Below are 13,580 nucleotides of genomic sequence, written 5' to 3'. Positions count from 1 at the left end.
GGTCGCGGCGGGTGTCCTATGCCGAATTCTCGGCCCGGGTCAATGACCTGGCCCGGCGGCTGATCGCGCTCGGCGTCGGGCCGGATGTGGCCGTGGGCGTGGCGATTCCGCGATCGATCGAGCTGCTCGTCGCGGTGCACGCCGTCGTCGAGGCGGGCGGCCACTATGTGCCGCTCGATGTCGACGCGCCCGCCGAGCGCGCCGAGTACATGCTCGAGACCGCCCGCGCGCAGCTGGTGCTGGTGCCGGCAGGCGTCGTTCCGCCGGTGGTGGCGGCGCTGGCCGGTACGACCCGGCTGCTCACGGTCGACGCCGACGCGCGGATCGATCTCGACACCCCGCCAATCGCCGACGGCGAGCGCGTGGCGCCGATCCATCCCGACGACGCCGCCTATACGCTCTTCACCTCGGGCTCGACCGGCCGGCCCAAGGGGGTGACGGTCTCGCACCGGGCGATCGTGAATCGGCTCGAGTGGATGCGAGAGTGGTACGGGCTCAAGGAGTCCGACGTCTTCCTGCAGAAGACGCCGGTCACGTTCGACGTCTCGGTGTGGGAGCTGTTCCTGCCGGCGACCGTCGGCGCGACCCTCGTCATCGCCGAACCCGACCGGCACGGCGACCCTGGCTACGTCGCGGACGTCGTCGCCGACGAGGGCGTCACCGCCATCCACTTCGTGCCGTCGATGCTGGCGACCTTCGTCGACGTGCTCGGCCCGCGCCTGGCCGAACTCGGCAGCCTACGCGCGATGTTCACCTCGGGCGAGGCCCTCACCGCGTCCACCGCGCAGGCGGTGCTTTCAGCGCTGCCGCGCGTCGGCGTCTACAACCTCTACGGTCCGACCGAGGCCGCCGTCGACGTCACAGCGCATCAGGTCGTGGTCGGGGAGACCACCGTCCCGATCGGCGTACCGGTGCCCAGCACCACTACGTTCGTGCTCGACGCGCGCCTGCAGCTGGTGCCCGCCGGCGTGCCGGGCGAGTTGTATCTCGGCGGCGTGCAGGTGGCGCGCGGCTACGCCGGTCAGTCGGGACTGACGGCGGAACGATTCGTCGCCGACCCGTTCGGCGAGCCCGGCACCCGGCTGTATCGCACCGGTGACCTGGTCCGCTGGAATTCCGCGGGCGAGATCGATTACCTGGGCCGCACCGATTTTCAGGTCAAGCTGCGCGGCCAGCGTCTGGAGCTCGGCGAGGTCGAGTCGGTGCTGGCGTCGGCCCCCGGCGTGGTGCATGCCGCGGCGGACGTCGTGGCGCTACCTGCGGGTGATCAGCTGGTCGGTTACGTCGCGCCCGACACGGTCGATCTCGACGCGGTCCGAGCGGTCGTCGCGCAGGCGCTTCCGGAGTACATGCGGCCCACCCAGTGGGTCGCGCTGCCGGTGATGCCGCTGGGCAGCAGCGGCAAGGTGGCGCGCCGCGCACTGCCGCGTCCGGACCTCGCAGTCGCCGAATTCGTATCGCCCGCAACCGACTCCGAGATCGAGATCGCCGCCATCTACGCCGATGTACTCGGCATGGAGCGTGTCAGCGTGGTCGAGTCCTTTTTCGATCTGGGCGGGAACTCGCTGGCCGCCACCCGCGTCGCCGCGCGGATCGCCGACGGCCTCGACGTCGACGTGTCGGTGCGCGACCTGTTCGACACCCCTTCCGTGCGAGAGCTGGCCGCCGCTGTATCCGGCCGCACGCGCACTATCTCCCGGCTCACCGCCGGCGAGCGTCCCGACCGGCTGCCGTTGTCCACCGCGCAGATGCGCATGTGGTTCATCAACCAATTCGACACGGACTCATCGGCATACAACATCCCGATGGGCCTGCGTGTCGACGGCGCGCTCGATGCCGATGCCCTGCGCGGCGCGCTGCTCGACGTGATGGACCGGCACGAGGTGCTGCGCACGGTTTACCCGTCCGATGACCAGGGGCCGCTGCAGCGCATCCTCGGTATCGAAGAGGTTTCCGCCGCCGTCGATTTCGCGATCGTCGACGACGAGGGCGAGCTCGCGGCCTCGGCGCTGCGCGGTTTCGACGTCGCGACGGAGCTGCCCATCCGGGCCCGGGTGTACCCGCGAGTCGACGGCAACGACGTGGTGGTCACCGCACATCACATCGCCTTCGACGGCGAATCGAATCAGGTGTTCGTCGGCGACCTGCTGAATGCCTACCTGCGCCGCACCGGCGTCGAGGTCGAGCAGCGGGCGGCGCTGCCGGTGCAGTACGCCGATTACGCGCTGTGGCAACGCGAGGTATTGGGCGACATTGCCGATCCGGCCTCGCCGGCCGGGATGCAGATGGCGTACTGGCGGGAACATCTCGCCGGCCTGCCGGCCGTCACCGACCTGCCGATGGATCGTCCGCGGCCGGCCGTGCTCGACACGTCCGCCGGTGTGGTGTCCGTCGAGGTCGACGACGCGGTCGCCGCGTCGTTCGAGGCGTTCGCGCGCGAACACGACGTCACCGCGTTCATGCTGTCGCATGCGGCGTTGGCGATCACCGTCGGCCGGCTGGCGGCCACCTCCGACGTGATCATCGGCGCGCCGATCGCCGGCCGGACCGATGCCGCGCTGGCCGACCTCGTCGGCATGTTCGTCAATACCCTGGTGCTGCGTACGGATGTCGATCCGGCGCAATCGATCTCGGACTTCGTCGCCCGCGTGCGGTCGACCGATGTCGACGCATTCGGCCACGCCGATGTGCAGTTCGACGACCTGATCGAGGAACTCGCGCCGGAGCGCTCGACCGCCTACCAGCCGCTGGTGCAGATCGCCTTCACACACGAATCCGTCGACGCCGCAGCCGATACCGCGCGGGACGCGGCCCGCACGGGTCTCGCCGGCGAGACGCTCGGAACGCTGATCTCGGTCGCCAAGTTCGACCTCACCGTGGGCGTCACCGACCGGTCGGCGAACAGCCCGATGCGCGCCGACTTCCTCTATGCCACCGCACTGTTCGACGAAGACACCGTGCGGCGATTCGCCGATCTGTGGCTGCAGGTCGTCGCCACCATCGCGCAGGACCCACGGCGTGCCGTCGGCGACATCGATGTCATCGACGACGAGGCGCTCGCCGCGATGCGTCCCAGCCGGAACTCGACCGGCGCCGCCGAGCCCGCCGTCGACGGCGGCGTCACCACGCCGCGAACATTGGTCGACATCCTCGCGGCGCGCGAGCTCGACCCGGCCGAACCTGCGCTGATCTGCGACGGACAGGTGCTGTCGCACAGGGAATTCGAAGAAAAGACGGATCGGCTGGCCCGCGTCCTGATCGAACGCGGGGTCCGGGTCGATGATGTCGTCGCGGTGGGCCTGGAACGGTCCATCGACTCCGTCGTGGCCGTCTTCGGCGTCGTCAAATCGGGCGCGGCGTACGTGCCGATCGACCCCGCCTATCCGCAGGAGCGGATCGACTACATGGTGGCCGACTCGGGTGCGCGCTGGGGAATCACGAACGGCGCCACCCGCCCCCGCCTCGGCGAGTCAGGCTGCGAATGGATCGACGTCTCGGCGGCGTCGGCAGGTGAGGTCCCGGGTGCGCCGGTCGCCGCCGGCGAGCGCAACGGCATTGTGCGCCTGGACAATCTGTCCTATCTGATCTACACCTCCGGATCCACCGGCCGGCCGAAGGCGGTCGGCGTGAGCAACCGGGGCATCGCCAACCTGGTCGATGCGCTGCAGGAGATCACCGGTTCGCCGGCCGAGGCGCCCGACACCCGCGTGCTGCACGTGTCGTCGCCGAGTTTCGACGCGTCGGTGCTGGAGATGATGTGGTCGGTCGCGCTCGGCCACACGCTCGTGGTCGCGCCGCAGACCGACTACGCCGGCGAGGCGCTCGGCGCCGTGCTGCAGCGGCATCGGGTCACCGACACGCTCATCACCCCGACCGTCCTCGGCACCGTCCCGGTCGAGCGCGGCCGGTCGATCCGCAACCTGGTGACCGGCGGCGAGGCCTGTCCGCCCGAGCTCATCGCGCGGTGGGCCGACGGCGTACCCGGCCGGCGCATGTTCAACTTCTACGGGCCGTCCGAGGCGACGGTCTGGTCGAGCACCGGTCGATCCGAGGTGGGAAGGCCGGTCACGATCGGGCATCCAGTGCGGGGCTTCGCGGCCTACGTGCTCGACGCGCGGCTGCATCCGGTGCCGCGCGGCGTCGTCGGCGAATTGTATTTGGCCAGCGACGATTCACTGGCCCGCGGATATCTTGGTCGGCCGGCGCTGACCGCGTCGGCGTTCGTGGCCGACCCGTTCAGCGGGGTGCCGGGCCGCCGGATGTACGCGACCGGCGACCTCGTCCGGGTCACCCGCGACGGCGAACTCGAGTTCGGCGGGCGTGCCGACCATCAGGTCAAGATCAACGGGCAGCGGATCGAACTGGGAGAGATCGAGGCCGTGCTGGCCGATCTGTCGGAGCTGTCGTCCGCGGTCGTCCTCGGTGTCGCCGACGACAATGGCCGTTCGCGGCTGGTGGCCTACGTGGTGCCGGAGGCCGGGGCGACCGTCGATGTCGCGGCGGTGATCGCGGCCGCGGGTAATCGTCTTGCCGGACATATGGTTCCGCACCAGATCGTGGTCCTCGACGAACTGCCGGTGACGCCCGGCGGCAAGCTTGATCGGGCGGCCCTGCCCGCGCCGGAGCCGGTGTTCGAGGCCGCCGACCGGATCGCCCCCGCCACGGCCGCCGAGGAATCGTTGGCGACGATCGTCGCCGGGCTGCTGGGCCGCGAAGAGGTCAGCGTCACCGACTCGTTCTTCGCCCTCGGCGGCGACTCGATCATGTCGATCCAGCTGGCGTCGGCAGCCAAGTCGGCCGGCCTGCCGTTGACCCCGCGCGACATCTTCGAGCACAAGACCGTGCGGGCGATGGCCGCTGCCGCGCTGGACGGCTCGACCACGATTCCAGAGCTCGCCGAACCTGAGGGCGGGGGAGTCGGCGACTGCGTGCTGCCCCCGATCGTGTCGTGGATGGTCGACACCAGCGAGCGGCCAGAAGATTTCGCGGACTTCAACCAGTCCATGGTGCTGTCGATTCCGGCCGCGCTCACCGTCGATGACTTGGTCCCGATCCTCGAATCCGTGGTGGCGGCGCACCCGATGCTATCCGCGCGCCTCGCGTTCGACGGCGGTGTCTGGCGCTTGCAGAACGGTGTCCCGTTCGATGCGCCGGCGGCGATCGAACGCACGCTCATCATGGCAGCGCCGGGCTCGGAGACGTTTTCCGACGAACTTCAGTCGGCGCATCGGCGCGCGCTCGGTCGGCTCGATCCGGCGTCCGGCCGGGTCTTGCAGGCAGCGATCGTGGCGGGTCCGGACGCGGCCCGGCTGGTGCTCGCGATCCACCACCTCGCCGTCGATGCCGTGTCGTGGCCGATCCTCATCGAGGACCTGGTGACCGCCGGGGTCGCGGTGGCGCAGGGGCAGACGCCTGCGATCCGGGCCGAGCTCACCTCGATGCGGGCCTGGCAGGGTGCGGTCGTCGCGGGCGTCACCGAACGCGAAGCCGAGCTCGCGCACTGGCTTCCGCGGTTGCCGCAATACCCGACTTCGCTCGGGGCCGACTTCGATCCGCAGCGGGACCGGCTCGATGCGGTCGGTTCGGTCGTCGGCCGGGTTGCCCCCGAGACCACCGAGGCCGTGTTGAGCGGTGTCCCGGAGGCCTTCGGCGGCAACGTGAATGACGTTCTGGTGGGTGCACTCGCGCGGGCGGTGCGGTCGTGGCAGGCCGATCGCGGTATCGCAGACGACCGTCCGGTGTCGGTGATCGTCGAAGGTCATGGCCGTCATGAGAACGTGCTGGAGACGGGGCCCAATCCGCGCCGTGCGGACCTGTCGCGGACGGTCGGCTGGTTCACCAGCCTGATCCCGATGCTGATCGATCCCACCGCGGATCCCGTGCACGCGGTGAAGGCCGCCAAGGAAGAACGGGTGTCGATTCCCGATCACGGAATCGGCTTCTCCCTGCTGCGGTATGCGCCGGGATCGACGCTCGCCGACCGGCCGTTGCCGTCGATCGCGTTCAACTATCTCGGCAATCGTGCGGGTGCGGCATCGGCCGAGCAGGCCACCGACGACGCCGCCGTCGTCATCCCCGACTTCCTTCCCGCGCCGGACGCGCCGTTTCTGCCGTCCTCGGTGTCGGGCGCGATGCCGGCGATGGCGGCGCTGACGATCAACGCCAGCGTCACCGCCGGCCCCGACGGTCGCTCGATCGCCGCCGACTTCCGCTATGCCGAGGCGATCATGTCGGCCGCGGATGCGGCCGATCTCGCCGATCGCTGGGCCGCCGAGCTGACGGCGATCGCCGAGATCGTCACGGCGGGAGCCGATGTCGGCCTGTCGCCGTCGGATGTCCCTGGAACCGGAGTCACCCAGGCCGACCTGGACGACCTCGCGGTGCGCTACCCGGGTGCCGCGATCTGGCCGCTCTCGCCATTGCAGCGCGGGCTGTACTTCCAGTCGACCCTGGCCGACGACCAGGCCGTCGACGTCTACGTCACGCAGACCGTGCTGCGGCTGGGCGGCGCGGTCGACCTCGACCGTTTGCGTACCGCCGCCGACGAGCTGCTTCGCCGGCATCGCGTGCTGGCGAGCGGATTCGTGCGACCGCCGAGCGGTGCCGTCGTCGCAGTCATTCCGCCGGGCGCCCGCGCCGGCTGGGAGATCGTCGACCTAGGCGATGGCCTGGACCCGGCCGAGGCGGCGCAGCGCGTGCAGGAACTCGCGCAGGAGCAGCAGGCCCAGCCGTTCGACATGGCCGCGCCGCCGTTGCTGCGGGTGGTCGTGGTCCGCCATGGCGACGAGACCGACGTTGTCATTACAAATCATCACATCCTGTTCGACGGCTGGTCGGGGCCGCTGGTACTGGCCGATCTACTGGCCCTGTATGCCACGGGTGACACCTTCACCGGCAACGCCGACGGTCGCGACTTCGAAGACTTCCTCCGGCACATCAGTGCGGTCGACGACCGCGCCGGCCTCGAGGCGTGGTCGCAGTGGCTGTCGCAGGTCGAGGGGCCGACGCTGGTCGCACCCGGCGTGGAGGCCACCGCCGACACCCGGCCGCGCGAGCAGATCGTGCTGCTCGACGAACAGCTGAGCGCCGACCTGGAGGCCGCGGTCCGCCGCCACGGCGTCACCCTCGCCACCGCACTGCAGCTGGCCTGGGCGGTGCTGCTGTCGCGGCTGACCGGCAATCGGGTGGTCACCTTCGGCGAGACGGTGTCCGGCCGGCCCGCGGACCTGCCCGGCGTCGAGTCGATGGTGGGCCTGTTCATCAACACTCTGCCGACGGTGGTCGACGTCGATCCTGACGCCAGCCTCGGCGACGTCGTCGCGACACTGCAGTCCGAGAAGATCGCGCTGCTGGACTACCAGCACCTCGGGTTGCCGGAGATCGCCGCCGCCAGTGGGCGGCCGATCGCCTTCGACACGCTGACGGTGCACGAGTCGTATCCCGTCGACACCAGGTCGCTGGAATCAGCCGACACCACTGCGGTCGGCGGGCTCGACGTCCGCGGCGCGGACGTCAGCGACTCGACCCACTACCCGCTGAACCTGGCGTCGTCGGTCGCCGATGGACGGGTCTCGCTGCGACTGGCGTACCTGCCAGCGGCATTCGATGACGGTGAGATCGGCGCGTTCGCGACCGCGGTCACCGCGGTTCTTCGTGGCCTTGTCGAGGCTCCGGAGACGTTGGTCGGTGACCTGTCGTTGCTGGACGAGCAGACCGCGGCGACCGTGGACGCGTGGTCGCACGGCACGGCGGCGGCGGTACCGTCCGACGCCGTCACCGACCTCGCCGAGCGCCGAGCGGGCGTCAGCCCGGATTCGGTGGCGGTGGTCGCCGGTGACCGCATCGTCGACCATCGTGAGCTGGCGGCCCGCGCCGCGACGGTGGCCCGGGAACTGATCGCGGTCGGCGTCGGACCGGATGTCGCTGTGGGAGTGTGTATTCCGCGGTCGGTCGAGATGATCGTTGCGATTCACGCGGTGCTGGCGGCGGGCGGCGCCTTCGTGCCGATCGATACCGCCGCGCCGGCCGACCGGGTGCGCTACATGGCCGATACCGCGGACCTGTCGATCGTGCTCGTCGGATCGGGTGGGATCCCGGACGGCATCGCCGAACTCGATCAGGCAGTGCTGGTGGTCGATGCCGGGACCGATATCGACTTGGCGACGCCGGCCGTCGCCGACGATGAGCGCCGCGGCGCGGTCGCCGGCGAGCACGCCGCCTACACGATATTCACGTCGGGTTCGACCGGCCGCCCGAAGGGCGTGACCGTGTCCCGGCAGGCGCTGACTGCGCACCTGACCTTCGACCGGGACTACTACGGGTTCACCGCGCAGGACGCGGTACTTCAGGTGCTGGAGTACACATTCGATCCGGCGGTGCTGGAGATCCTGCGCCCGGTGTTCTGCGGCGGCCGCCTGGTCTTGCTGCCGCCGGGTGAGCATCGCGACCCGGTGGCTGTGTCGCGGGCGCTGATCGATCACGGGATCACGTCGGTGACGCTGGTGCCGTCGATGCTCGCGGCGATGGCCGAGATCATCGAGCCGGCCGAATTCGGCCGGATGTCGTTGCGGTACCTGCATACCGGTGGCGAGGCGCTGACGCCGACCGTGGCCCACGCGATCGGCACACTGCTGCCGAATGTGCCGATCCACAATCAGTACGGGCCGACCGAGGCCACCATCTACGCGACGGTGCAACGTATTTCGCAGCCTGCCCGCACCGTCCCAATCGGGAAGCCGGTGTGGAACACGAGTGCGCTCGTGCTGGATTCCCGGCTACATGAAGTGCCGCCGGGCATGCCGGGCGAACTGTATCTCGGCGGAATCCAGCTGGCGCGCGGCTACTCGGCCCAGCCTGCGTTGACGGCCGAACGCTTCATCGCCGATCCGTACGGGGCGCCGGGTGACCGCATCTATCGCACCGGCGACCTGGTCCGGTGGAATGGCGCCGGTGAGCTGGAGTACCTGGGCCGGACAGACTTCCAGGTGAAGCTGCGCGGTCAGCGGATCGAGCTGGGCGAGATCGAAACCGTCCTCGCGGCCGCGCCGGGTGTGATCCTGGCGGCCGCGATCGTCGCGCCGAGCGCGGCGGGGGAGCAGCTGGTGGCGTACGTGTCGCCGGACACCGTCGACCTCGATACCGTCAAGGCGTCGGTGGCGCGCTCGCTGCCCGAGTACATGCGGCCGACCGCGTGGGTCGCGCTGGCCGAGATGCCGCTGAATACGGCCGGTAAGGTGTCGCGGCGCCACCTGCCGCCACCGAGTCTGGCTGCCGCGGAATATGTTCCGCCAGTCTCGGCCCTCGAGGAGACAATCGCCGCCGTGTTCGCGTCGGTGCTGGGCATCGACCAGGTGAGCTCGGTCGAGTCGTTCTTCCATCTGGGCGGCAATTCGTTGTCGGCGATGCGTGTCGTCGCGCGGCTGTCGGATGTATTGGGGCGCACGGTTTCCGTCCGCGATCTGTTCAACGCGCCCAGCGTGCGTGAGCTGGCCGAAGCGGTGCCGGGCTTCGGTGCGTCGACTGTGCCGATCACGGCGGTGACACCGCGGCCGGAGCGGATCCCGTTGTCGTTCGCGCAGCAGCGGATGTGGTTCATCAACCGCCTCGATCCGACGCAGCCGACCTACAACATCCCGGCCATGCTGAAGCTGTCCGGGGCGCTGGATGTCGACGCGCTGCGGATCGCGGTCGCCGACGTGCTGACGCGGCACGAGGTGCTGCGGACGTCGTTCCCGGCCGTGAACGGGGTGCCGTCCCAGGTGATCGGCGCTGTCGACGAGATCGATGGCCGTGGCGTGTTCGAGGTGGTGGACGCGGAGGCCGCCTTGTTAGATGCGGCGGCACGGGGTTTCGACGTGACTGCCGAGTGGCCGCTGCGGGTACGATTGCTGCGTCGCGGCGATGACGAGTTCGATCTGGTGGTCGTGACCCACCACATCGGCGCCGACGGCGAATCGCTGCTGCCCCTGGTGACGGACCTCGTGACTGCCTACGCGGCCCGGGCCGCCGGGACGGCGCCGGGGTACACCCCACTGGCGGTGCAGTTCGCGGATTACGCACTGTGGCAACACGATGTGCTCGGTTCGGTGGCCGACCCGGCCTCGGTCGTCGGCCGTCAGGTCGACTACTGGCGGGGCCAGTTGGCGGGGCTGCCGGACGTGCTCGAACTGCCGACCGATCGCCCGCGTCCGGCGGTCGCGTCGCGTCGCGGCGACAACGTGTCGTTCGAGATTCCGGCGTCGGTCGGCGCCCGGATCGTCGAGGTCGCGCAGGCGCATGGGGCGACCCCGTTCATGGTCGTGCATGCCGCGCTGGCGGTGCTGCTGGCGCGGCTGTCCGCGACCTCGGACATCGTGGTCGCGACGCCGATCGCCGGTCGGGGCCAGGCGGTGCTCGATCCACTGGTCGGCATGTTCGTGAACACCCTGGTGCTGCGGGCACAGGTCGACAGCGGACGATCCTTCGCCGACCTGCTGGCCGACGTGCGGGCGACCGATCTCGACGCGCTGGCACACGCCGACGTGCCGTTCGAGTCGGTGGTCGAGGCGCTGGATCCGGTTCGATCTGCCGCGTTCTCGCCGTTGGCACAGGTGCTGCTGTCCTTCGATCCCGCGGCGTCGGCCGCCGGCGCCGATATCGCGGTCGCCGGGCTGCAGGTCACGCCGATGGATCCGCCGCTGGTCTCGGCCCAGTTGGACCTGTCGATCAGCGTGTCGAGCGCCGAGGTCGGCCAGGCCTGGACCGGCCTGGCGACGTACGCCACCGATCTGTTCGATGCCGCGACCGTGCAGGAGATGTCCGAACGTCTCGTGACGTTGCTGGACGAATTGACGACCGATGTGGATGCCCCGGTCGGCGACCTGCCGCTGATGTCGCCGAACGCCGAGCTCAAGGTGCTCGCGGCGGCGGTCGGCGAGCATCGGGATGTTCCGGCCGGGACCGTGGCGGATTTCGTCGCGGCGCAGATCGCCCGGTCACCGCGTCGCCCGGCGCTCGTATTCGACGGCCGCGCCGTGTCGTATGCGGAGTTCGGTGATCGGGTCAACACGCTTGCGCGCGAGCTGATTTCGCTGGGCGTCGGTCCGGACGTGCCGGTGGCCGTCGGAATCGGCAGCGGCGTGGAGATGGTCGTCGCGATACACGCGATCGTCGCCGCCGGCGGCCAGTACGTGCCGATCGACATCAACGGCCCAGCCGAGCGGGCGGAGTACATGCTCGCCACGGCGGGCGCCGAACTGATGCTGGTGGCGCCGACATCGTCGGCGGATACCTTTGCGGCCCTTGATGTACGTGCCGTCCCCGTCGACTGCTCGACGGCTGTCGAGGCGGCCGTGCCGCCGATCACGGATGCCGATCGCATCACGCCGCTGCGGCCCGACCACGCGTTGTACACCCTGTTCACCTCGGGATCGACCGGTCGGCCGAAGGGTGTCACGGTGTCGCATGCGGCCGCGACGAACCTGTTGCGGTGGATCACGGATCTGTTCACCCGCGGCGGGGTCCACACGGTGCTGGCCAAGACGCCGATCACCTTCGACGCCTCGGTGTGGGAGCTGTTCTGGCCGTTGGTCGTCGGCGCGCGCACTGTCATCTCTCGGCCCGATGGCTATCGCGATCCCGAGTATCTGGCGGATCTGATCGAGCGGGAAGGGGTGACGGTCGTCCAGTTCGTGCCCTCGCTCCTCGCGGTCTTCCTCGAGCTGGTCGAGCGCGGTGCGCACCGCATCGACAACCTGCGCCTGGTACTGAGTGGCGGCGAGGCGTTGACGCCGGCGGTCGCCGGCCGGCTCGCGTCGGTGCTGCCCGATGTCGCCTTGATCAACCAGTACGGTCCGACGGAGTCGGCGGTCGACGTGACCGCCCACGAGGTTGTCGAGTCGGCCGGGGTCGCGATTCCGATCGGCGGCCCCGTCGCGAATACCCGTACCTACGTTCTCGATTCGCGGCTGCGGCCGACCCCGCGCGGAGTGCCGGGCGAGTTGTATCTCGGCGGAGCACAGCTGGCGCGCGGGTACGCGGGACGTGGCGACCTGACCGCCGACCGATTCGTGGCCGACCCGTACTCCGGCCTGCCGGGCGCCCGGTTGTATCGCACCGGCGACCTGGTGCGCTGGAACGGCGCGGGCGAGCTGGAGTACCTGGGCCGCACCGACTTCCAGGTCAAGCTGCGCGGTCAGCGCATGGAGCTGGGGGAGATCGAGACGGTCCTCGCCGCGGTGCCGGAGGTCCATCAGGCGGCGGCGGCCGTAGCGAAGTCGGCCGACGGTGGTGAACACCTGGTCGCTTATGTGACGCCCGCCGATATCGACCTGGATGCGGTGAAAGCGTCCGTGGCGCAGGCCCTGCCATCGTACATGGTACCGACCGTGTGGATGCCGCTGGCCGAGTTGGCGCTGAACTCGTCCGGAAAGCTGGATCGGCGGGCGCTGCCGAAACCTGAATTCGGCACGGCGACAAAGGAGATCGTCGATCCCGAGACGGAGGTCGAGCGCGCGATCGCGCAGGCGTTCGCCGAGGTGCTCGGGCTGGGCCGAGTGAGCATCATCGAGTCGTTCTTCGACCTGGGCGGCAACTCGCTGTCGGCGACGAGGGTGGTCGCCCGGGTGCGCGACCAGCATGCGCTGGACCTCGAACTGGGCTGGCTGTTCGATGACGCCACCGTTCGTGGGCTCGCCCGCAAGGTTGCCGAGGGCAACAGTGTCGTCGACAACGTGCTCATCGCGCTGCGCGCCGACGGATCGCGACCGCCGATCTTCTGCGTCCACCCGGCCGGCGGTGTGGCCTGGTTCTACGGCGGCCTCGCGCCGTATCTGGCGGATCGGCCGATCTACGGACTGCAGGACCCGCACGTGGTCAACGGCGAGCCCAGCAGCACCGATGCGCATGAACTTGCGGCCCGCTACGTCGCGGAGATCCGCAAGGTGTCGCCGCACGGGCCCTACCGGATCCTCGGCTGGTCGGTCGGCGGCGTGATCGCGCAGGCGATGGCCACCCTGCTGCAGGCCGAGGGTGAAGAGATCGCCTTCCTCGGCGTCATGGACGCCCGACCGGAGAACGAGGCGCGCGATGACGCGGCCATCACCGAACTGCTGGAATCGGACACCGCCGCCGATGACACTGGTGCGGAGTCGGACGGCTCGGTCGTCGTGGACGTCCTGGGCGGCTGGCGGGACCTGTTCGACCTCGGTGACGATGTCCACGCGTCGACGTCGCAGGAGGTCACCGAGATCATCCGGAGCCAGATCGCTGGTATGGGGCTGCTCGCCGATGACCAGGTGGAGCGCGTGATGACGAGCTTCGACACCTCGACCCGAGTGGTGCTGGGCTTCGCGCCGGATGAATTCCGCGGCGACCTGCTTGTCTTCACTGCTACCGAGGACAAGGAGGATCCGGCCACGGTCGCCGACGGCTGGGTGGGCTACGTGACCGGTGCGATCCGTAATATCGAAGTACCGACTCATCACCTCGGCATGGCCGATGCTGAGTCGCTGGCGATCATCGGTCCGGCGCTCGAAGACGCGCTGACCGATGCCGACGGCGCGGATGCGGGTTCGGCCGGCTCGGACGACATGAGAGGATAG

1 protein-coding gene (only partly in view) is annotated in these 13,580 nt (G+C 69.8%); it reads left to right on the top strand.

Annotated features, from left to right (window positions below; translation table 11 throughout):
• Nucleotides 1–13,580: the 3' portion of a non-ribosomal peptide synthetase gene (locus tag G341_RS0104025; RefSeq protein ID WP_018177825.1), read on the top strand. It extends 55 nt beyond the left edge of the window; the window shows 13,580 of its 13,635 coding nt (coding positions 56–13,635); its start codon lies off the left edge, out of view; it ends in the stop codon at nt 13,578–13,580.

The sequence above is a fragment of the Jongsikchunia kroppenstedtii DSM 45133 genome (assembly GCF_000380485.1).
Lineage (GTDB): Bacteria > Actinomycetota > Actinomycetes > Mycobacteriales > Mycobacteriaceae > Jongsikchunia > Jongsikchunia kroppenstedtii.
Note: the sequence above shows the minus strand (reverse complement) of the source record. Positions and strands in the feature narration are given on the sequence as shown.